We start from the raw sequence: 22241 nt of genomic DNA, 5'->3' as shown, positions 1-22241 counted from the left end.
CTTCGCTTCACCGGCCTTTCTCTGGCGCTATCGCCGCTTCGGCGCAATCATCCATTCGAGCGGCTCAGGCTGTGCCTCCGCCAGCGCGGCCTCCAGCTGCGCTGGCCCGGCGTAGTCGAGGTCGGGGATGTGTCTGCGCCGCACCGTGCTGACGAAGGGCTCTGCGAATGGGAACGGATCGACCAGCAGCCTGCCGTCTCCGGGAGCCGCGACCCGAATCTCCACCGCCGGCGCCGCGAGTGCCGGACGGATCGTACCGACGGCCGTCTCCACCGCTGCCCGCCCGGGATGGCCGAGCGACATGTACAGCGACATCCGGTCCAGCACTTGCAGCCATTCGTAGCCCATCCACAGTCCGGCCTCGAACGCGCCTCTGGACTGCGAGCTGTCCCAGCATGCCAGACGCAACTCGAGCAGCTCGTGCTCCAGCCGCAGTATACGCGCATCCATGCTCGCCCGCAGCCGCTCCGGCACCGGCAACGTCAGCGTCGGATCGTAGCCGTAGCGGCTCCGGTACAGTCCGATCCAGTGCATCCCGACCAGCAGACCGGCATAGCGGCTGCGCTCGAGCACCTTGCGGTATCCTTGCTCGTAGAAGCGCGCATGCTCCTCCAGGTCGAACTCGTGAAAATTGCGCGGCCGCCCGGTCGCCTCGTGATAGGGCAGCGCATCGTCCACCGGCGTCCATCCCCAGTCGTGGTGCGCGACCGCCAGCCGCACCTCCCCGGCCTGCGGCGGAGCCTCGAAGCTGCCGCCCCAGCGATCGGCCAGCTCGCCGCACTGGCCCATGTGATCATCTTGCCGCACCAGTGCGAGCCCGCCTTCTTGCGCCGAGATAATCATGCCTGTCCCTCCCTTGTCGTCAGCATTCGATCGAGCGTCTCCAGCACATCCGCTACCGGCAGCACTTCGGCGTACTTCTGCTGCATGTCGAACAGATTGACCGCATGCGACGCCTTGCCGCGGTCGAAGACCGCCTCCTCCGGGACGATGACACGCAGATTGTGCGAGAAGGCGTCCACCACGGTCGCCCTCACGCAGCCGCTCGTCGTGCAGCCAACGACGACGACGGTGTCGACCCCGGTCTCGGTCAGATAGGCGATGAGCGGGGTGCCAAAAAATGCGCTCGGCTTTTTCTTCGACAGCAGCCGTTCCCCTGGAAGCGGCGCGAGCGGCTCCACGATCTGCGTGCCCCGCGCGCCGCGCTGCAGCGTAGGATGATCGTAGAGCGCGCCCTTGACGCCGACATTGCGATTCATGCCCGGAGCCTCGCCTTCCATGTACGTGTACATCACAGGAAGCCCGAGCTGTCGGCAGCTCGCCAGCAGCCTGCCGATCTCGCGCACAGCCTGCCAGCTCTCCTGCCCGCACTGAATCGGGTGGTCGATGCCGCCTGCGTCTACGGCAATCTTCGGATTCGGCTGCTCGCCTGCGCTGGCCTCCTGTCCGTCCGGCTCTCCGGTGAAGCCGTACTGCACGTCGATGATCAGCAGCGCCGCCCGGGCGCCGAATCCCGTCTGGCCGCCAAGTCCCGAGCGGGCATAGATCGTACGATCCGCCGCGTCAATGTAGCTCTCCCATCCCTGTCCCATGCCGCACCCCTCATCCGTAGGTAATCATCTTGTCACAAGCTTCCGTCATCCGTACCAGATCCAGCGGCTCGCCGAGCTGCCATTGCCCGTTGGTCTGTGCATCCGGCTCGATTCCGCGCGTCTCGCACGACAACCGGGAGAGCACGATCCGCCCGCCCAGCTGTGCGATGCGCGCGGCACGATCCGCTACCGGCACCGCATCCGGTCCGAGGCCGAGCTTGCTCGACCACACCGGCTCCTTCCACATCCGCACAGCGTCTCCGGCCAGGAACATCGCTACCTCGTGGCCTTCCCTCAGCGCCGTCTCGGCGATGAGCAGCGCGCGGTCGGCCTGGCTCGGAGCCTCGGGGCCATGCGTCGAGTGAATGAATAGCCTCATGTCACATCTCCGTTCTCAAAATGTTATTAAAGGCTAACATATTCATCAAAAAAAGAGAGCTTATCCGTTATTCAACACGTTCAAGCACATCTTTACATCATTCACCGCTCCAATGTTAGTTTTCACTATCATTTGAAGCCATTTTAAACAATTCACCAAGCAATTGTCAAACACTTTTTATTATTATGTAATATTACCTAACGTATATACAACATATTTAATGCGCCGATCGGTTGGACTGCTCGTCAACTTTTCATATATTCATCAAATTATAAAACGAAAAACCGGACCTTTTCAGGTCCGGCTTTTCGAGAAAGGGCATCGGCCCTCGCAGCTCGTTCATACGGTTAACGCGTTATAAAAAAGTTCGACGCTTTCGTCAATGATCTCCTGATCGGTCAAAAAGGAAACCCGATTGCCTTCGACAAAGGTTCTTGCCAAAATCGAGCCGTAGTGCAGGGCAATAAACATCAGGGCGTGGCTCTCCACCTTGAAGGTATTAATGGCCTTGACCTTCCCCAACTCCTGCATGCGCTGAATGTATTCCATCATCAGCTCCTTCAGCTGCCGGGGATGCCTGCTCACCCATTCCAATAGTCCGGGAATCGCTTGGCCTTCCTTGTAGGCAATGTGGACAAGCTTTACATTCTGACGCATCAGTTCATAATAAATTTCGCAAATCAGACGCAAATCGCTCCTGAGCTCATACGTCATACGCTCCTCGAAAATTTTTTGCACCGGAATCGGATAGTAGAACCGGTCGACCGCTTCCTCCAGCATATTCATCTTATTGCCGAAGTGACGAAACACCGTCATCGCACTGACGTCCGCTTCCTTTGCAATTTCTTCGATGGTTACGTTTTTATAGCCTTTGGCCGAGATCAGATCAATGGCCGCATGCAGCATTCGGTCTCGGGTTCCCATTTTTTTCCGCTCGGCAAGGTCCTGGACATGATTCATACTTTCCCTCCTTGCCTCTTCCTGATCCATGGAAATGATATAGTCGAATAACATACAGTATAGAATTTCCCAATTTTGCTGTCAAGCGCTTTCGAACAAGTATGAGCAAATTACCCCAGCCGCATCGACACGAACTTGGTCTCCAAAAAGTCGCTCAAGCTGCCCGGTCCGCCTTCGCGGCCGATGCCGCTCTCCTTCCAGCCTCCGAACGGACCTTCGACGGTCGTCGGCACCGCATCATTGCAGCCGATGATGCCATACTGCAAGCCCTCGTAGACCCGCACCGCCCGACCGAGATCGCGGGTGTAATAGTAGGCGGCGAGGCCGTATTCGGTGTCGTTGGCTTTGCACAGCGCCTCTTCTTCCGTCTCGAACGTATACACCGGCGCCACCGGTCCGAACGTCTCCTCGTGCGTAATCGTCATGCGCTCGTTCACGCCCGCGAGGATCGTCGGCTCGTAGAAGCAGCCCTCCGGATGCGATTCGCTCCGCTTGCCGCCGAGCACGACGGTCGCGCCCTTGTCCACCGCATCCTTGACCTGCTCGTCCACCTTCGCCAGCGCATCCTCGTCGATAAGCGGCCCTACCGTGGTGCCGTCCTTCATCCCGTCGCCGACGATCAGTTCGCGCGCCGCCTTTTCGAATCGCTCCAGGAAGGCATCTCGGATCGAAGCCTGGACGTAGATGCGGTTGGCGCAGATGCACGTCTGGCCGGCATTGCGGAATTTGCTGCCGATCGCGCCGAGGGCCGCGGCGTCCAGATCGGCATCGTCGAACACGAGGAACGGCGCATGTCCACCCAGCTCCATCGAGATCTTTTTCACTTGCCCGGCTGCCAGTTCCATCAGCTTTTTGCCGACGGCCGTCGAGCCGGTGAAGGCGACCTTGCGGATCGCCGGATGCGTGAGCAGCGCTTCGCCGATCTCGCTCGAGCGGCCCATGACGAGATTGACGACCCCTTCGGAGAAGCCCGCCTCCCCGGCCAGCTCCACGAAGCGCACCGCCGCGCCGGGCGTCTTGCCCGCCGGCTTGTGTACGACCGTGCAGCCTGCCGCGAGCGCCGGCGCGAGCTTGCGCGCGCCCATCGACAGCGGGAAGTTCCACGGCGTGATCGCCGCCACCGGCCCCACCGGCTGGTGCAGCGTCAACAGTCGCTTGTCCGGCGACGGCGACGGGATCAGCTTGCCGTATACGCGCACCGCCTCCTCCGCATTCCAGCGCAAATAATCGGCCGAGATCGCCACCTCGCCCGTCGCTTCCTTCAGCGGCTTGCCCATCTCCCGCGTAATCAGGCGGGCCAGCTCGTCCTTGTCCCGCTCGAGCAGGTCGGCGAGCCGGTGCAGCAGCGCCGCCCGCTCCTTGGCCGGCGTCGCAGCCCACTTCGGGAAGGCCGCCGCCGCAGCTTCGGCCGCCGCCTTGGCATCCTCCGCGCCGCCGTAGGCCGCGACTGCGACCTGCTCGCCGGTTGCCGGATTAATCACCTTCGACGTGTCGCCGGACAGCGCGTCCTTCCACTCGCCATTATATAGATTGCGCCATGTGTGCATCGCCATCATCCACCTTTCCTTGCAGTTTGACCCTGACTCTATATTAACGCATCCAGCGGTTTTGTGAATCGCCTCACAGACGCGTTTGTATTCGACCGCAGTTGCGTTAATATAAAGGGACAACCTATGCGAAGGGATCTGGAACCATATGGCCGAGAACGTAGCAATTAGCTCCACGCAGAAACGGTGGATCGTCGCCGTGCTCTTGATCGGGGCCTTCATCGCCATCCTCAATCAGACGCTGCTGGCGACGGCACTCCCGCCGATTATGGCGGATCTGGGCATCGGTCCCTCCCAGGGGCAATGGCTGACCACCGTCTTCATGCTGATGAACGGCATTATGATTCCGATCACCGCCTTTTTGATCGAAAAATTCACGACGCGCCGGCTCTTCCTGACCGCGATGACGCTCTTTGCCATCGGCTCGCTGATCGCAGCCGTCTCCCACACCTTCGGTCTGCTCATGGTCGGCAGGATCGTCCAAGCGACAGCCGCCGGCATCATGATGCCGCTGATGCAGACGACGATGTTCCTGATCTTCCCGCCCGAACGGCGCGGCACGGCCATGGGCATGGTCGGGCTGGTCATCTCGTTCGCGCCGGCGATCGGGCCCTCGCTCTCCGGGTGGATCGTGGACAGCCATTCATGGCGGCTGCTATTCTATGTCGTCATTCCGATCGCGCTGATCGACATCGTCCTGGCTGCGCGGTATATGAGCAACGTGACCAAGCTCTCGAATCCGAAGGTCGACGTGCCGTCGATCCTGCTCTCCTCGCTCGGCTTCGGCGGACTGCTGTATGGCTTCAGCAGCGCCGGTCATCTCAGCTGGACGCACGTCGAGGTCTGGGGCTCGCTGGCAGTCGGGGCCGTCACGCTCGTGCTGTTCATCCGGCGTCAGCTGCGCATGTCGCACCCGATGCTCGAATTCCGCGTCTTCAAAAATCCGACCTTCCGGCTCACGACCGGCATCGGCATGATCGTCTTCACGTCCATGATCGGCGCGCAGCTGCTGCTGCCGCTGTATGTCCAAGATATGCGCGGCTTCAGCGCGCTGGAGTCGGGGCTCTTGCTGCTGCCGGGCGCGATCGTCATGGGGATCATGTCGCCTATTACCGGACGGATCTTCGACAAGGTCGGAGGCAAAGGGCTGGCGGTGGTCGGGCTCGCCTTGCTCAGCGGCGGGACGTTCCCGTTCATGATGCTGGACGAGCATACGTCGCTTACGGTAATCGCCGCGCTCTATGCGGTTCGTATGCTCGGCGTGTCGATGGTGCTGATGCCGCTTACCACGGCCGGGCTGAATCAGTTGAGTCGGGAGCTGCTGCCTCACGGCACAGCCATGAACAACACAATGCGGCAGGTTGCCGGCTCGATCGGCACCGCGCTGCTCATTACAGTCATGAGCCGGGCCGGATCGGCAGCCGGAGCAGGAATATCCGGGAGTATACATGGGGTGAACGTCGCGTTTGGCGTAGCGGCGTGGATCGCCGTGCTAGGCTTCGCGCTGGCCTGGTTCATCCGCAAGCCCAGAGCGGCTGCGGAGCATACGTGAGCGAAGGCAACGACACGACATTTGCAACTTACAACACTAACTACACTAACTACACTAACTACACTAAGGATGCTTCACGAAATAACCAAAGACAGCTCATCCATCACGTAATCCATCACGCAGGCAAAGGGACTCACCTCAGCTAACGGTTGCCAGCGCGCTTATTTCGATTGATTTCAGGCGATTTCCAGGCTAGCGGTTGCCACAGCGCTTATTTGGCCTCAATCGCGTTTTTTCGATGGATTTCAAGAAAATAAGACCTGTGGCAACCGTTACAATTCAATCGGCGCTTTTTTGGGCGAAATAGCCGCTGTGGCAACCGTTAGGTTCGTTGGCCGATGGTGAAGGGATAAGGACGGTTTCAATCGCACCAGGTTATTCTGTAATGGATACTAACGAAGGGCAGCCGTTGAGGGCCGCATGCAACTTACGAAGATAGTAATGGGCAGCCTTGGTGGCCGCGCGCAATTTACGAAGATAGTAAGGGGCAGCCGTCAGCGGCCGCGCGCAGACACGGCGTCAGTCGCCGATGATGCGCACCGGGCCGCGGGTCGGCCAATCGGTATCCAGCGGCAGGTCCTGAGCTGGCTGCCGCTCTTCCTTGTCTCCGGATGGAGACTCGGGCAGATCCTCGAACCAGAACGCCCCCTCCGGACAGCGCCGGATCGCGAAGCGCGTCTCGGTGCCGGGCAATGGCGCCATGTAATTCAGATAAGCGTGTCCGTCAGCAATTGCCAGCAATTCAATCTCTCCTTCCTTGCCCCCCAGCAGCAAGCGAATCTGCTTGCCGGGGCCAATCATGCGCGCCCGCGCCTCTTCCGCCAGCCGATACACCGCATGCAGCGGCAGGGCTGCTGCCACCTTCTCCAGGTTCGGATGGCGCAGGTAGAGGCCATAGGGCACAACATTGTGCTCCATGCCCTCCAGCATCAGCCGCTCCAGCAGCGCCGCGTCGTCGTTGACACCGGGCAGCAGCGGGATGAGCGAGGCGACCGCCGCCCCTGAGCGCTGCAGGGCTGCAATGGAACGGATCGCATCGGTCGTCAGCTGATCCGGATGCGCGAGCTGCGCCAGTACGAAGATGCGGAAGCCGGGCGCTGCGCAAGCACGGATCGCGCCGAGACGGCCTGCATCACAGCAGAGCGTGCGCGGCCGGGAGGCAGGCATCTCGGAATGCAGGCGAACGGCCCGTACGTGGCCGAGGCGGCGCAATCGGCCCAGCACGTGGCGCAGCAACGGTGCCGGCAGTGCCAGCGCATCCGCGCCAAGCAGGCGAACGCTGCGGATCTCCGGGTGCGCGGCAATGTAAGCCAGGCCAGGCTCCAGCCGGGCGGCCCAGGCCTTGGCCTCGGGTCCGAGGCCCTCTCGGCCGGGCTCGCCGGCGGGCAGCGTGAGCAGCGCGGTATTGCCATAATGCCGGGCCGCGCTCGGCTCCTGCTCCGCGCTGGGCGGCGCCCGCAGGACATCCCAGGCGCGCGGGACATCCTCTCCGACCCCGCCGGCATTCGCATTCCCCGGGGACATGCTCGGCGGCAGCGGCTTGACCGGTTTGGCGCGTCCGCGCTTGCCCGGCATCCGCGGTCTCGATTGCAGCATCTGTCGTCACCTCGCCCTCCTATTGTCGCTTATGCTTCGTCGCATGCGCATCGTCGCATACGTATCGCCGCACACGAGCAAAAAGTGTTACTTTCCATCGCCAATTTCTATCGCCATTGGGGCCCTCTCATTGGGGGCCTCTAGTTGTCTCAGTCGACTTGGCGCCACAGGCGCAATAGCTTTACTTTTTCGCGAGCCGGACAGATCGCCTAGTCCTCTGGCGTAGACGAAAAAAAGACCCCGAAGGGTCCGATGTGAACAATCGCACAATCGCTATGACCCATCTTCCGCTGACGAGGTTAGCTGACGGACTCGGGAAAGATGGTTCCCTACGATCGGCATACGATCGATTCGCCCCACTACATTGGGTCCCCCGCTTTCCGGAACAAGACAGAAGTCCGGAAATTAAGCGCTACATTAATAATATGTCAATCACCGACGAACGTCAACAAAAATTTTGAGAAAAGCGCTTCCCGATAACACCTCGTGCTCCCTGCTCAAATCGTGTTACAATCCTGCTACCCTCCAGAAGAGCAGGCCGCCGGTGCCGGAAAAACCGGAGACACGCCATCGGCGGCAGGAACTCCATCCTCGAAAGGAGCCCTGGCGCTGCGGACCGTCCCTACGCAGCGTCTTGGGCGTCAGGCGCCTGCTCGTCTGGCCCTTGCCCCGCTGATGCGGGCGCGGCAGGGCTCGCTTCGGCGGGCGTCTGCAACTGTTCCTCCGCAGGCGCACCGTCTGTAGCCGGCTCTTGCGCCTCGCGAGGCGCGTCCTGGCTCGTTGCGGCCTCGCCGGGCGCATCCTCACCGGGCGCGGCTTCGCCCGGATCCGCCTCAGGCGCTGCCTGCTGCGCGCTCTGCTGCGCCGCTACAATCTGATCGGTCGGCTGGGTCAGGATGCGATACAGCAAGGCGGCGAGCTGCTCGCGATTCATCGCGACGCGGCTCCTATAGTCCGCCGCCCCCTGGCCGTCCAGCTCGACCTCCGGCCCGTACAGACCGAGCGCGACCATCATGCGCACCGCCGGCTCCGCCCAAGCGGCGGTCTCTCCGGCGAGCGCCACATCCGCGAACAACTCATTCGGGTACTGCGCCTGCAGCAGGCGCCATACCATGACGGCCGCCTCCTGGCGCTGCACCGGACGATCCGGCTCGAAGCGCGCGTCCCCGCTGCCCTGAACCATGCCCAGCTCATACGCCGCCTGCACATAGCCTGCCAGCGGATGGCCCTCCAGGTCCGCGAAGGCCAGCTCGCTCGAGGCGCTCGGCTGCACCATGCTGACCGCCAGCAGACGCTGCACGTACTCGGCACGGCTCACCGCGACCTCAGGGCCGAACATGGCCTCGTTGTCATTCGGATAATAGCCGAGCGACTGCAGCGCGTGAATGAATGCGGCATACGGATCGTCAGCCGACACATCCGCGAAGCCCGCGGCGGCCTCGCCCTTGACCGCGTAGCCGAGCGGGTTGAGATACGGCTCCTTCATATACGTCGGCTCGCCCATCTCGTCGAGGCGGAAGCCGGTGAACTGGCCGGTCAGCTCGTCTACGAACAGATTGTCGTCCACCTGCTGCAGCTGGCGCGCGCCGAGGAACGCGTCGGCAATCGTCAGTGTCCCGTCGCCTTCGCCTGGCGTCAGCTGCGTCACGAAGGGACGCAGGCGCAGGTCCGCGTAGTAGCCCGTGAACTTGTCCAGCTCCCCGGCAGCCTGCGGCGTGAAGTCGTCAAGCGCCGCCGGCGCGGCGTATTCCGGAAAAAACGCCGCCATAAAGGCCGGGTAAAACAAATTCCGCAGCACGCCCTGTTGATTGTACGTCAGGAAGAAGCCCGTCTCCTCCTCCGGCAGCAGCACGAGATACGAGCTGAAGCCGATCAGGTCGCCCGCCTTGGTCACGATCGCATCGCTGCTGCCCGCGCCGGGAAGCTGCATCGGCGCTTCGAAGCCGTAGGTCGTATCCGGCAGCAGCTCGTGCACATACGCACGGTATTGCTCCATCTCGCGCACCGAAGCCTCGCTCAGCACGCGCTGCCCGTCCAGCTCGCCCTCGCCCAGGAAGGCCAGCATGAACCGGGTCATATCCCCGGCCGTGGACAGCATGCCGCCCTCGGGCATGACCGTCGGCGTGACGGCATAGGGCTCGAGCGGATTGCCCGCCGGATCGTAGCCGGTCGCGAGCTGCTCCAGCGCTTGGTCGGTCAGCACGAAGGTGCTGCTGTCCATGCCCAGCGGCTCGAAAATATGCGTCTGAACGTAATCCTCGAACCGCTCTCCGCTGACCTCCTGCACGATCAGACCGAGCATTTGGTAGCCGAAATTGTCGTACATGTAGGCCGAACCCGGCTCGCGCACGACATCGGGCATCCGCGACATGACCACATCCTCGATCTCGACGACCCGATCCAGATCGGGATGCAGATCGGTTGGCTTCGGATCCCGCACCTCGAGGCCGGACAGATGCAGCAGCAGGTCCGCCACCGTCACCGGCATGCCGGTCGTATTGTCGAACTCCAGCTCCGGCAGGTAATCGCGGATATCCCCGCCCAGCTCGATGAGTCCCTGCTCGACGAGCTGCATGATCGCCACAGCCGTGAAGGTCTTGGATACGGACGCCACCCGAAAGAGCGTCTCCTGCGGGTCCACCGCGGCCTCTTGCTCCGCGTCGGCCAGGCCGTATCCCGATTCGGCGAGCACCTCGCCGTCCTTGATGATGGCGACCGAAGCTCCGGTATAATACGGATCCGTCGTCGGATCGGCGAAAAACTCATCCAGAAAAGCTTTCGCGGATTCTGCCGTAAGCTCCCGGGCCTCCGCGAGCCCCGGCGCTGCCTGCGCCACCGACGCCTGGGTCGACTCCGACAGCGGCGCCTCATCCGGCACATCCTGGGCCATCGCGAGCGGCGCGCCCGCGACCGTCAGCGAGAGCGTCAATACCCCTGCCAGCAGGGGCCTTACGCGCCGGCGCGGTTTTTCATGCATTTCATTCGGCAATGTCAATCTCACTCCATTCTCCCGTCATTCATTTTTTCGTCCGACAAGCGCCGAAAACAGTGATCCTTACCCGTTCCGAACGGGTGTGAATCGCGAACGCGTGTGAATCGCAGCCATGCTTCCGTTCATCCCCGCTGGCTCGCCCCCGGCCGCACGGCGCGGCCGGCGGCTTTGAATTTGGCGCGCGATTCGGTACAATTAGGCCACATCCACCGATTCTCGATTGCCGGACATTCCAGTACTACGCACCGGCTCGGCGAAAGGCTTCAAAAAATAAGCAAAGGAGGCTTCACCTTGACAAGTCCCCATACCTATCTGAACCATCACCGCGAGCGCCATCTGCAGGAGCTGAGCGAATGGCTGTCGATCCCGAGCGTCTCCGCGCTCAGCGCGCACAAGGCGGACACCGCCCGCGCCGCCGAGTGGCTGGCGGAGGCGCTGGAGCGCGCCGGTCTGGAGCATGTGGAGGTGCGCCAGACGGCCGGTCATCCGATCGTCTACGCCGACCATCTGCATGCGCCGGGCAAGCCGACCGTGCTCGTGTACGGCCATTACGACGTGCAGCCGGTCGATCCGCTGCACCTGTGGACGACGCCGCCGTTCGAGCCGCAGGTGCGGGGCGGCAAGCTGTACGCCCGCGGCGCAACCGACGACAAGGGCCAATTGTTCCTGCACATCAAGGCGGCCGAGGCGCTGCTCGCGGCGGGCGAGCTGCCGGTCAACCTGAAATTCTGCATCGAAGGCGAGGAAGAGGTCGCCAGCCCCAATCTGCCGCCGTACCTGGCGCAGGAGCGGGAGCGGCTCGCCTGCGACGCCATCCTCATCTCCGACTCGTCGCTGCTCGAGCCCGGCCGGCCGTCGATCTGCACCGGACTGCGCGGCCTCTGCTCGCTCGAGCTCACGCTGCGCACCGCCGCTACCGATCTGCACTCGGGCCTGTACGGCGGCGGCGTGCCCAATGCGCTGCACGCGCTCGTCGCCCTGCTCGCCACGCTGCGCGACGAACAGGGCCGCATTGCCGTCGACGGCTTCTACGAGGGCGTCCCGGAGCTGACGGCGGACCTGCGCGCCGAGCTGGCCAAGCAGGACGTCGACGAGACCATGCTGCAGGGCGAGCTCGGCCTGCAAGCGCTCGTCGGCGAAGCGGGCTATACGTTCGTGGAGCGCACCGGCGCCCGGCCGACGCTCGAGCTCAATGGCGTGTGGGGCGGCTTCCAGGGCGAGGGGACCAAGACGGTCATTCCGAAGGAAGCGCACGCCAAGATCACCTGCCGCCTCGTCGGGCAGCAGGATCCGGCGCAGGTGCTGGAGCGCGTCGCCCGTCACCTGCGCGCGCATGCCGGGCCCGGAGCCGAGCTCGCGATTGCGCCCGGCGAACAGGCGCCCGCCTTCTCCATCGACCCGGGCCACCCGGTGCTGCAGCTCGCCGCCGACGCCTACGAGGCCGCCTATGGGACGCGCGCGATTTTCACCAAGGACGGGGGCTCGATTCCGATCGTCGCCGCATTTGCGCAGGAGCTGCGAGCGCCCGTCGTGCTGATGGGCTTCGGGCTGCCGACGGAGAATCTGCACGCGCCCGACGAGCATTTTCACCTGGACAATTACGACAAGGGGCTGCAGACGATCGTACGCTACCTGGAGCTGCTCGGCTCCCAATCGCCCGCGTGACCCGTGGCGGCGACGCTGCAGGTCCGCCAGTCCCTGAGCCCGGTGTGAAACCAATAACCCGCCAATTGCGTAAAGGTACGCAAAGGAAACTGCAACAGGGGAGTGATACGGCACTTGGCTAACAACGAATTCGAACAATGGAAAAAGCAAATGAACAACATGCGCATGCCGCGTCTGTCGAAGCGGGCTTCGGGTCTGCTCAAGCTGGCGGCCGTGCTGCTCGTGCTGCTGCTCGCCGCCGTCGCCACCGCCGGCTGGTGGGCGGACTACGTGTGGGCGTCCTCGCTCGGCTTCAAGGGGACGTTCCTGACGATCTTCGCCTCGCGCATCGGGCTCGGCGCGCTGGGCTTCGTGCTGTTCTTCGCGACGACGTTCTGGCTGCTGCGCAACATACGAGCCACCTTCGTCAAGCAGCGCGGGCTGAACAATCTGCATGCCTTCCTCAAGAACGGCAAGCTGTATGCCTGGTCCAACGCCGCAGTCTCGCTGCTGCTCGGCTGGATCGGCTACTCCTGGGTGCAGGGGCTGGGCTGGCAGCGGCTGCTCGGCTATCTGTACCAGACCGACTTCGGCACGGCCGATCCGCACTTCGGCCTGGACGTCTCGTTCTTCGTCTATACGCTGCCGATGTGGAAGTTCGCGCTCGGCGTGCTGCTCTTCCTCGCCGTCCTCAACGTCGCGGCCAAGCTGATCATCTACGGCTCGGGCGGCATGATCGGCGAATCGCGCGGCGCGCGGGTGCACTTCATCGGCGGCGTCGTCTGGCTCGGCCTGCTCGTCACGGCGCACTTCGCGCTCAGCCCGTATGAGACGGCGCTGACGGCGCAGGTCAACGCCTTCCAGCAGTCGGTCGTGCACGGCGTCAGCTTCACCGACAAGTACGTCAACATCCCGGCCGACTACGCCATGGCCGCGGTCTCGCTGATCGTGACCGCGATGCTCGTGCTGGCCCTGATCCGCAAGCGTGCCGGCTTGCTCAAGGGAGCGGCCGCGCTGTACATCGGCGTGCTCGTGCTCGGCCAGGCAGCCTCGCTCGGCGTGCAGGGCATGCTCGTCTCGCCCAATGAATTCGCGCGCGAGGAGCCGTTCATCGCCGACAGCGTGGCCATGACGCGCCAGGCGCACGAGCTGGACGGCATCGAGGTGATCGACAAGCAAGTGAACGCCTCGCTCGACCAGGGGATGCTCGACCGCAACGAGACGACGATGCGCAATATCCGCATCAACGACGCCCGCCCGCTCGGCGAGGTGTACAACCAATTGCAGACGATCCGGCCGTACTACAACTTCGCCGACGTCGACATCGACCGTTACATGATCGACGGCGAGTACCAGCAGGTGTTCATCGCCGCCCGCGAGCTGACCCAGGCCAATCTGCCGGAGCAGGCGCAGACGTGGGTGAACCAGAATCTGCGCTACACCCACGGCTACGGCGTCGCGGTAAGCGCGGTCAACGAGATTACCGCCGAGGGACAGCCGGAGTACCTGGTGGAGAACCTGCCGCCGGAGGGCTCGATTCCGATCTCGCGGCCGCAGATTTACTTCGGCGAGAATCGCTACGACTCGGTCATCGTCAATTCCAAGGTCACCGAGTTCGATTATCCCGACGCCATCGAGGATGAGCCGTACGTCTACGAAGGCGAGGCGGGCATTCGCATGAACGGGATCAATCGGCTGCTGTTCGCCTGGAACGAAGGCGCGTACCGCTATCTGATATCCGGACAGATTACCGGCGACAGCCAGCTGCTGCAGACGCGCAACATTTACGACCGCGTGCATCGCATCGCCCCGTTCCTGGATCTGGAGCCGGACGCCTATCCGGTCATCCGCGAGGACGGCACGCTGGTCTGGCTGATCGACGCCTTCACCAGCACCGACCGCTATCCGTTCTCCGACGACGACGGCTACGGCGACAACTATATTCGCAATTCGATCAAGATCGCAGTGGAGGCTTATACCGGGGAGGTGACCTTCTACCTCGTCGATCCGGACGACCCGCTGGCGCAGACGTACAACAAGATGTTCCCCGGTCTGCTGACGACCGAGGTGCCGGAGGACATTCGCAGCCACTTCCGCTACCCGGAGACGCTGTTCAAGCAGCGCGCGAGCCTGTACCGGGCGTACCATATGACGGATCTGCAATTGTTCTACAATCGAGAGGACTACTGGCAGTTCCCGACGGAGAAGTACTTCGGCGACGACATCGAGATGGACCCGTATTACGTGACGCTGAAGCTGAACGAAGCCGATCAGGAGGAGCTCGTGCTCATGACGCCGTTCACGCCGAACCGCAAGCAGAATCTGATCGCCTGGATGGGCGTGCGCAACGACGGCGACCGCTACGGCGAGATGCTGGTCTACGAATATAGCCGCCAGCGCAACATCTACGGGCCGCAGCAGATCGAGAACCGCGTCAATCAGAACGCCGAGATCTCGCAGCAGCTCAATCTGTGGTCGCAAGGCGGATCGAACGTCATCCGCGGCAACCTGCTCGTCATCCCGATCGAGGATACGCTGCTCTACATCGAGCCGCTGTACATCGAATCGAGCAACGAGACCTCGCTGCCCGAGGTCAAGCGCATCATCGTCGCCTACGAGGACTACATCGTCATGGAGCCGACGCTGGAGCAGTCGCTGCAGCGCCTGTTCGAGCGGATGGGCGAGCCGTATGGCGACGCGGACGAACCGGAGGACGACGGCCAGACCCAGACGCCGGATACCGGCACGCCGGTCGGCGGTACCGGAGACGGCACGCCCGGCACGGACACCGGCGCAGCGGCCGATGTGCTGCAGCAGGCGGAATCGGCCTTCGAGGCCTATCGCGCAGCCAATCGCGAGGGCGACTACGAGGCCGCCGGGCGGGCGCTGCAGGAGCTGGAACGGCTGCTCCAAGGCGCAGCCGGGACGTCGGAAGGAGCCAGTGCGGGCAGCACCGGCGACGGCATTGACGCCGGTGGCAGCGACGTCGGCGGGACGGGCGACGGCATTGACGGCGGTAGCAGCGACGGCAGCGGGACGGGCGACGGCAGTGACGGCGGTAGCAGCGACGGCAGCGGGACGGGCGCTGACGCCAGTATGACCGACGGGGTCGGCGCTGGTGGCGACATGACCGGCGGCGCCGGTGCTGAAGACGCTGTGACCGATGGTGCTGTCGCTCCGTGAGCGATGCTGCGGCTCCGTGAGCGATGCGGCCAGCCCGCGCTGACGGCGGTATGATCGAGAAAAAACCTTTCCTTCGGTAATGGATACCGACCAGGAAAGGTTTTTTTGCCTCCGAACCTAACGGTTGCCACGGAAGCTATTTAGCTGAAAAAAGGGCCGATTGAATCGTAACGGTCCAGCAATTGTCCCGTTGTGATACCGCGTGCAGAGCCTGCTGCTCGTCAAACGCGCGCTGATGCAAGGCTTCCTCATCGGCGATCACGCCTCGCGGTTTCCCGAGGCGCGCGAGGCGCTGACCCGCTACATCCGCGAGGGTCGGCTGCGGTACGAGGAGCATGTCGTCGACGGCTTCGCGCATACCGTGGACGCCTTCCTCGGCCTGTTCAGCGGGGACAACATCGGCAAGCAGCTCGTCAAGGTTGAGACGTCGGCATCTTGAGCAGCATGGGGCAGCATCCAACAACCAAGCGACAGATTATGCGGCATGCATCAGCATGAGGCAGCATTCGTCAGCATCTGGCAGTATCCAGGCAGTATGACGCAGAATTAAGCAAGTCGAGGCAGCGTTGCTATTTTCATCTTGCAAGTCACCTCACGCCAAGCCTGTCAGCGGGTCGCAGTCGCGCACTGTGGCCGCTGCCGGGCTTTATTTTTGCGCTTCATTCCGATTGATCAGGCGATACCGGTGCGGACTGGTGCCCATTCTTTTTTTGAACACCTGGCAAAAGTACGAGGGGCTGCCCAGTCCCACCCGAACAGCGATCTCCGGAATCGCCAGTGCGGTCGAGGTGAGCAGGCGCCCGGCTTCGCGCATCCGGCGAGCGGCGATGTAGTCGCCGATCGTGCTGCCCGTCGCTTCGCGGAACAGATGCGACAAATGGCTCGACGACAGATACAGCGCACTGGCCAGACGCTCCATGCGGAAGACCTCGGCATAATGCCGATCGATCCACGCCATCACCTCCTCCGCCCGGTGCTGCGGCCGCGGCTGGGCGGCCCCCCGCTCCTTATCGGCGCGCCAACGATGCTGCACCAGGCGCAGCAGCATCAGCAACAGCTGCACGTACTGCTCCCGATTGTCCGCCTCGGACAATTGCGGCAGCACGTGGGCATATTCCGCCAGCAGCGCCGTATAGACGCTGTCCTCCGTCCAGCCTGTCAGCACCGGCGTCTCCAATCGATCGTCGTGCAGATGGCGAAAAAAACGCTGCAGCTCCGGAAACAGCGGCAAGTGATCGGCCAGCAGCGCCGGATCGAATTGCAGGACCGTGCGCACAAACGGTGTCTCCGCCGACACCTCCATCTGCACCCGATGCAGCTGAAACGGCTGGAAGATCAGCAGCATGTCCGGACCGACGCTGTAGTGCCGCTCGTCAAGCCAGAGCCGGCCGCGGCCGGCGTGCACGTAACACAGCTCCAGCCCTGGATGCGCGTGAAACGTCTCCAGATGGCGGTCGCTCGTTCTGCGGCGGTAATGATAACCGTACTGAGGCTGCAGTTGTCGCTTCATCCCCATCCCTCCCGTATGTACGCATTGCAGCGCATGAATTCGGAGCGCTTCCGAGCGCCCTCAATTAACCACAGTATAGCAACATTTCTTCGCATTTTCACGATCATTCCCCGATTATGTCGCTGTTATAATGCAGCTAGCAGCAAAAATAATGCGAAGGGAACGTGAAAAACATGCGATTGACCGAAGCGCAAATCGACTTTTACCGCCAGCACGGCTACCTGATTCTGAAGGACGTATTTCGCGAGGAGGACCTGCGCCCGGTGACAGAAGCCGTCGAGGCTCACCTCGACGAACGCGCGCGTCAGCTCCACGCTGAGGGCAAGCTCAGCGAGCTGCATGCCAGTGAGCCGTTCGAGCGGCGTTATGCGCTGCTCTACGCGCAGTCCAGGGAGATCGGGAGCAACCTTGATATTATGAAGTCCAAGCTCCAGGCGCTTTTTGACTTCCTGCGCAACGAACGCTTGCTGGATGTGGCCGGGAGCCTGCTCGGCGAAGAGCTGACGTGCAACCCGATCCAGCATCTGCGGGCCAAGGTCCCCGCAGGCTATGCAGGCACCGCAGACACCTTCCAGAATGTGCCCTGGCATCAGGATGCGGGCGTCACGCTCGAGGAAGCGGACGATTCGGAGATTATCACCTTCTGGCTGCCTCTGGTCGATGCGATGGCGGAGACGGGCTGCATGGAAATCATGCCGGATGTGTTCCGGCAGGGGCAACTGGAGCATCAGGCCGCCGGCGGCACCACCATCGTGCCGGAGCAGCTGCCGGACCGCCAGCCCGTACTGGCCGAATGCCCGAAGGGCGGTCTGATCGTGATGAACAAGTACACCCCCCACCGGGGCACGCCCAACGTATCCGGGATCGTACGCTGGAGCATCGACCTGCGCTACCAGCGCACGGGCGAGCCTACCGGCCGCCCGTTCCACCCGGCATTCCCGGTCCGCAGCGCCAGCCGTCCGGAGACGGTCGAGCGCGATTACGACGGGTGGAAGATGCGCTGGGATGCAGCGCTCAAGGAAAGCGCCGGACAGCAGCTTCACCGCGTCAAGTAGGCCCCACAAGGCGAGGCGAAACGGAGGGAGCCGTCCTTTGACGGCGGCTCAAAAATCAGTGCTCGAAAGGCCCTTATGCCGGGGCCTTTCGGGCTTTTTGCAGTCGGGCCGATGCGATTGGAGGAACGCGAGAGAGGACGGCTCTTCTCGATTTAAAGTGCCAAGGCACGGTTAATGAACGATAGCTCTGCATACAAACCGCAACAATTCGGTCTCGAAATGCGTATGTAGGTACGGGAACGCTTGCCCGATTATACCGGCTTCAAGGAGGACGAAGACATGAACCAATACGATTCACACACGATCGCTTCGGCGCTGCGCGTCGATCCGCCCGCCCACGCCGTACGGAAGCCCCGGTCTGTCCATAAAATGATCACGGCGCTGACATTGGCCACGGTGCTGTCGAGCTCAGGAGCCGCTCTGGCTGGAGCCTCCCCAGAGCTCCAGCGCTCCGCTGCAGCAGTTGACGCTGCGCTCGCGTCCGAGCAAGCCAAGGTCCAGGAAGCGGGCAGCATCGAGCTGTTGCCGCATACGATGACGATCCGAATGAACGCAGACAGCGCCCGTCTGGACGACGCGGCGCTGCAGCCTGTCGCACCGGCCCTCCTGCGCGAAGGCCGCGTCTACTTCCCCATCGTCGTACTCGAGCAGATGGGACTCGGCGACGTGCGCTGGAACAAGGAGCTGCGCCAGGCAGAGATTCACTTCAATGCGCAGAGCGGCGGCGCCTATGACGCGCTCGCCTTCCGCGATGGCATGGCCATGATGTATACGGCAGACGGCTCGGAGGTGCGCGTTCCCGAGCTGCCGGCCGCTTTTATCGAGGAGGGCCGCCTGTACGTGCCGATACGCGGCCTGGCGGCGGCAGGCATCAGCCCCAGCTATGCCAAGGGGACATTGTCGCTGACCTGGTCGGACAAGCGCCTCGCACTGACAGGGGGCCCGCTGAACACGGAAGGCGAAGAAGCCGTCTTTACCTTGCTCGTGCCCGAGCGCATCCATGCGCCGGATGTGCTGCGCAACACCGCGCCCGGATTCTGGGTAGGCGACTACACCCGCTCTGTCGTGGAGACAGGTATCGAACGCGCCGGCGTCGTCTACGAGCGGATCGAATACCGAGTGCCGGTGCTGCCGGGCGGCAATACGCTGGAAATACACGCGTCGTCGATTCATCGCACCGCCCAGCTCCAAGCGATCCGCAGCGTCGAAGAGGCGGCCGATGTGGAGGTGGCCTTCACCCCGGGAGCCGACAAGCGGCTGGACCTCGCGGCCCCGGCGGCCGGCTATGTGCGGCTGGCCGCCGGGGAGGCGCTGCCGCTGCGCGGCGAGGCGCTGCTCGAGGCCGATCGCCAGGGCCCGCTGCACGTCAATGTATACCGCTATGCGCCGGAGGGATACAGCGATTATGAGACACGGGAGCTGCGACTGGATGACGGGCAATTCGACGAGCAGCTCGCCATCGAGGAAAGCGGCACGTACTTGGTCCAGCTGCGCAGCCCGCGCAATCAGGCATCGCCCGGCGGTCCGGTGTCCGAGGTATGGGCCCGGTTCGTGGTGGAAGTGAACTAGCCGACAATTGTCAACGAAGCAATAAGCAAACGAAAAGATGCGCGCCTTCCGCCCGGGAATGGCGCGCATCTTTTCGACTTGGGCTCGGCACTCGTTCGCAGGAGGCATTCGCTCTGGTGCGTCAGTCAGCGCCGGATCTCCGTCCCGCCCCAGCGGCGAATCGCCGCCAGACCGCCGATGCAGGAGAGCAGCCAGGTGCCGCCCGCGGCAAAGCCGGCGACCACATCGCTCGCGTAATGGACGCCGAGGTAAATGCGACTGAAGCCGATCAATCCCGCCAGCAGCAGGCCCGCGGCAAAGAACAGCGCGCCGTACGCGCGATCGCGACTGCGCCACGCCCCCCAGGCAAGATAGCCCAGCATGCCGTAGAAGCACATCGATACCATCGCGTGGCCGCTCGGAAAGCTGTAGCCGCCCGCTTCGACCAACCTCTCAAGCGCAGGGCGCGAACGCTGAAACAGCGCCTTGAGCGCATAATTGAGCAGCCAGCCGCCCCCCAGGCACACGGTCAATACCAGCGCCCGAGCCTTGTGCCCCGTGCGAAGCAGCAAGGCGACGCTCCCAAGCAGCAGCCCGACCTGGACCCAGCCCGAGCCGACATGGGTAATTCCAACCATCACCGGGTCCCACCGACCTCCCGTCCAGCTCCGCACGATCGATTCGACCGCACTGTCAAAGCCCGAGAGCTCGTCCTCCAGCAGCTCCTCGGTGAGCTCGGCAAAAACGAGCAGCAGCAGGGCGACGACCATGCCGCCCGCCAAATACGGAAACAGTCGGCGATAGTGAATCCCTATCCATTTTGAAAGGGAAGGCAACTTCAACTTTGCAAGTGAGAACAATTTCATCGGCTTCGCTCCGTTATTCGCGTCATCATAAAAGCTGGAAACAACAATCGTAAAGCAGGAGATAAACAATACTCATTACACCGGTCCGGCACGTTTGAATCGAAAAGCCAGGCAACCTGTGCGAACGCCGTTTATCCATGAGATGGAACGGGTAAAATGTAGTGTCGGCACGTAAGGAAGAGTCAGGATGAGCTGCAATGAAGACGAGCCATGAGGAGGCTGGGTCCGAACAGGCCATCCTCACCCAAACAATAGCAAGAAAGCGAGGCGGAAACAATGGAAGCACTCTACACCACAACAGCAACCGCAATTGGCGGTCGAAACGGTAAAGTCGAGACGGCAGACGGGACGCTCAAGCACGAGCTATCCATGCCTAAGGAGCTAGGCGGCAGCGGCGGCGATGGAACAAATCCGGAGCAGATGTTCGCAGCGGGTTACGCCGCTTGCTTCGAAAGCGCGCTGAATCTGGTGGCGCGTCAGCAGGATGTATCGCTGCAGGAGGTGTCGGTGTCCGTCCATGTGTCGCTGGGCAAGGACGAGGCCGATGACGGCTTCAAGCTGGCGGTCAAGATCGACGTCTATTTGCCCGGACTGGAGCAAGACCAGGCAGCCAAGCTCGCCGAGGCGGCGCATCAGGCTTGCCCTTATTCCAAAGCGACGCGCGGCAATATCGAGGTCGAAGTTAACTCCGCTTCCAAACCCTGACGCCCCTTCTCACGCAGGAGCAAAAAATGTAGAAACAGCAGCCATAGAAAAAGCGTTGAAGACGCAATGTAGACAAAATGCCCGCCGGACGCATGCCGTCGCCCGGCGGGGTTTTGTGCGTTAGATCGCGCAACTGCGACAGCGGCGACTTATTAGGGGACTCGTCAGTCTCGTTAGGCGACTCGGTAGGCGACTCGGTAGGCGACTCGGTAGACGTCTCGTTAGACGTCTCGGTTGGCGACTCAATTAATCGTCGTTAATCGAGCGCAGCGCCCAGCGCTTCGTCGATCGGGGTCTCGCCCGATACAAGGTCGAAGGCTTGTCCGACGGTGCGCGGCTCGCGCAGTGCGGCGGCCAGAACTGCTGCGACATCCGCTCGCGGGATGCTGCCTCTGTCAAGCCGTCCCGCGGCTTGGACGCGGCCGGTCCCGGGCCCGTTTTCCAGTCCGCCCGGCCGTACGATCGTATACGCCAGCTTGCTGCTCTGCACGGCGCGATCGGCGTAGTGCTTGGCGACATAATAATGGCGAATGCTCTCGTTCCAGCGCTCCCGGTCGCCTGCGCCGAGCGCGCTGACGAGCAAGAAACGGCCGATGCCGGCCGCTTCCGCCGCCTCTACCGCTTTGACCGCTCCATCTAGGTCAATCAACAGCGTCTTGTCCGGGCCGGTATGACCTCCCGAGCCCGCCGCGAAGACGACCGCGTCGCAGCCGGTAATCGCCTCGGTCAGCTTGCGCACCGGGCCTTCCAGATCGGCCACCGCCGTCTCGGCCCCCATTTCCTCGAATCGCGCCGCTTGCCCGGCATCCCGAATCACGGCCCGTACCTTGCCGCTCGGCTCCTGGAGCCACTGCTCCGTGAACAATCGTCCGATTTGACCGTTTGCTCCGAATACCGCTACTTTCATCGCTTGCATCCTCCTTCGCTGATCCTGGTCTCCCTTATACTTACCATTTTGCCTTCTTCCGAAACCAAGGCATCGCTTGTCCGATGCCAGATCGTTACAGATCCCTGTCCGATGCCAGACCAAGACCCATTGGCCAGATCCCCGCCCCCGCCACAAAGTAAACCGGCTCGTCAAATCGCACCGCAATTACAGGCGGCACAAGCGG

16 protein-coding genes, 1 pseudogene and 1 riboswitch are annotated in these 22241 nt (G+C 62.7%); of the genes and pseudogenes, 7 read left to right on the top strand and 10 right to left on the bottom strand.

The features are described from left to right. Nucleotides 1-27 precede the first annotated feature (27 nt). The 5 genes from IDH44_RS01175 to IDH44_RS01155 form a co-directional block, all read right to left on the bottom strand. Entirely contained in the window at nucleotides 28-843 is an 816-nt protein-coding gene (locus IDH44_RS01175) for a DUF3891 family protein (RefSeq protein ID WP_190913905.1), read from the bottom strand. Continuing rightward, on the bottom strand, nucleotides 840-1592 hold the full coding sequence (locus IDH44_RS01170; RefSeq protein WP_190913904.1) for an isochorismatase family protein: 753 nt from the start codon (nucleotides 1590-1592) through the stop codon (nucleotides 840-842). Before IDH44_RS01170 ends, IDH44_RS01175 begins: the two co-directional genes overlap by 4 nt. 10 nt (nucleotides 1593-1602) lie before the next feature. After that, nucleotides 1603-1971, bottom strand: coding sequence for a DsrE family protein (locus IDH44_RS01165; protein WP_190913902.1), 369 nt, complete (start codon nucleotides 1969-1971; stop codon nucleotides 1603-1605). Nucleotides 1972-2310: 339 nt separating this feature from the next. After that, nucleotides 2311-2931, bottom strand: a complete 621-nt coding sequence (locus tag IDH44_RS01160; protein ID WP_190913901.1) for a TetR/AcrR family transcriptional regulator — start codon at nucleotides 2929-2931, stop codon at nucleotides 2311-2313. A gap of 110 nt (nucleotides 2932-3041) precedes the next feature. Further along, the gene (locus IDH44_RS01155; protein ID WP_190913899.1) at nucleotides 3042-4478 is read right to left on the bottom strand and encodes an NAD-dependent succinate-semialdehyde dehydrogenase; all 1437 of its coding nucleotides are present in this window, start codon (nucleotides 4476-4478) and stop codon (nucleotides 3042-3044) included. Nucleotides 4479-4626: 148 nt separating this feature from the next. On the opposite strand from IDH44_RS01155, the gene IDH44_RS01150 reads away from it, so the two are divergent. Beyond that, a complete protein-coding gene (locus IDH44_RS01150) occupies nucleotides 4627-6030 on the top strand; it encodes an MDR family MFS transporter (RefSeq protein WP_190913898.1) in 1404 nt (467 codons plus the stop codon). A 519-nt stretch (nucleotides 6031-6549) separates the two neighbouring features. On the opposite strand, the gene IDH44_RS01145 is transcribed toward IDH44_RS01150, so the two are convergent. Continuing rightward, nucleotides 6550-7626, bottom strand: coding sequence for a hypothetical protein (locus tag IDH44_RS01145; RefSeq protein WP_190913896.1), 1077 nt, complete (start codon nucleotides 7624-7626; stop codon nucleotides 6550-6552). Nucleotides 7627-7899: 273 nt separating this feature from the next. Then, nucleotides 7900-8048, bottom strand: a riboswitch (cyclic di-AMP (ydaO/yuaA leader). Nucleotides 8049-8248: 200 nt separating this feature from the next. Next, nucleotides 8249-10627, bottom strand: coding sequence for a serine hydrolase (locus IDH44_RS01140; RefSeq protein WP_317890084.1), 2379 nt, complete (start codon nucleotides 10625-10627; stop codon nucleotides 8249-8251). A 282-nt stretch (nucleotides 10628-10909) separates the two neighbouring features. Between IDH44_RS01140 and IDH44_RS01135 the strand changes: the two genes are divergently transcribed. The 3 genes from IDH44_RS01135 (at nucleotide 10910) to IDH44_RS01125 (ending at nucleotide 15884) form a co-directional block, all read left to right on the top strand. After that, entirely contained in the window at nucleotides 10910-12283 is a 1374-nt protein-coding gene (locus IDH44_RS01135; protein WP_190913895.1) for a dipeptidase, read from the top strand. A gap of 114 nt (nucleotides 12284-12397) precedes the next feature. Further along, a complete protein-coding gene (locus tag IDH44_RS01130) occupies nucleotides 12398-15445 on the top strand; it encodes a UPF0182 family membrane protein (RefSeq protein WP_223869265.1) in 3048 nt (1015 codons plus the stop codon). A gap of 202 nt (nucleotides 15446-15647) precedes the next feature. Next, a complete protein-coding gene (locus IDH44_RS01125; RefSeq protein WP_190913893.1) occupies nucleotides 15648-15884 on the top strand; it encodes an MDR/zinc-dependent alcohol dehydrogenase-like family protein in 237 nt (78 codons plus the stop codon). Between the two features lie 207 nt (nucleotides 15885-16091). Here IDH44_RS01125 and IDH44_RS01120 read toward each other — a convergent pair whose 3' ends face one another. Continuing rightward, nucleotides 16092-16955, bottom strand: coding sequence for an AraC family transcriptional regulator (locus IDH44_RS01120; protein WP_190913892.1), 864 nt, complete (start codon nucleotides 16953-16955; stop codon nucleotides 16092-16094). A gap of 173 nt (nucleotides 16956-17128) precedes the next feature. Between IDH44_RS01120 and IDH44_RS01115 the strand changes: the two are divergent. After that, nucleotides 17129-17815 (top strand): annotated as a pseudogene (locus IDH44_RS01115) (phytanoyl-CoA dioxygenase family protein); the annotation flags it as partial. A 474-nt stretch (nucleotides 17816-18289) separates the two neighbouring features. Then, nucleotides 18290-19579 carry a hypothetical protein gene (locus IDH44_RS01110; RefSeq protein ID WP_190913888.1) on the top strand — a complete coding sequence of 430 codons (1290 nt, stop codon included), beginning with the start codon at nucleotides 18290-18292 and terminating at the stop codon, nucleotides 19577-19579. Between the two features lie 125 nt (nucleotides 19580-19704). Here the strand turns inward: IDH44_RS01110 and IDH44_RS01105 are convergent, their stop codons facing one another. Next, complete coding sequence (locus IDH44_RS01105; RefSeq protein WP_190913886.1) at nucleotides 19705-20424, bottom strand: phosphatase PAP2 family protein; 720 nt, start codon at nucleotides 20422-20424, stop codon at nucleotides 19705-19707. A gap of 276 nt (nucleotides 20425-20700) precedes the next feature. On the opposite strand from IDH44_RS01105, the gene IDH44_RS01100 reads away from it, so the two are divergent. Beyond that, a complete protein-coding gene (locus IDH44_RS01100) occupies nucleotides 20701-21129 on the top strand; it encodes an organic hydroperoxide resistance protein (RefSeq protein ID WP_190913885.1) in 429 nt (142 codons plus the stop codon). Between the two features lie 256 nt (nucleotides 21130-21385). Here IDH44_RS01100 and IDH44_RS01095 read toward each other — a convergent pair whose 3' ends face one another. After that, complete coding sequence (locus IDH44_RS01095) at nucleotides 21386-22036, bottom strand: SDR family oxidoreductase (RefSeq protein ID WP_190913883.1); 651 nt, start codon at nucleotides 22034-22036, stop codon at nucleotides 21386-21388. Between the last annotated feature and the right edge of the window lie 205 nt (nucleotides 22037-22241).

It is taken from the genome of Paenibacillus sabuli (assembly GCF_014705605.1).
GTDB classification, from domain to species: Bacteria; Bacillota; Bacilli; order Paenibacillales; family Paenibacillaceae; genus Paenibacillus_D; species Paenibacillus_D sabuli.
The sequence above is the reverse complement of the archived record's forward strand: the minus strand, read 5'-3'. Positions and strand labels throughout refer to the sequence as shown.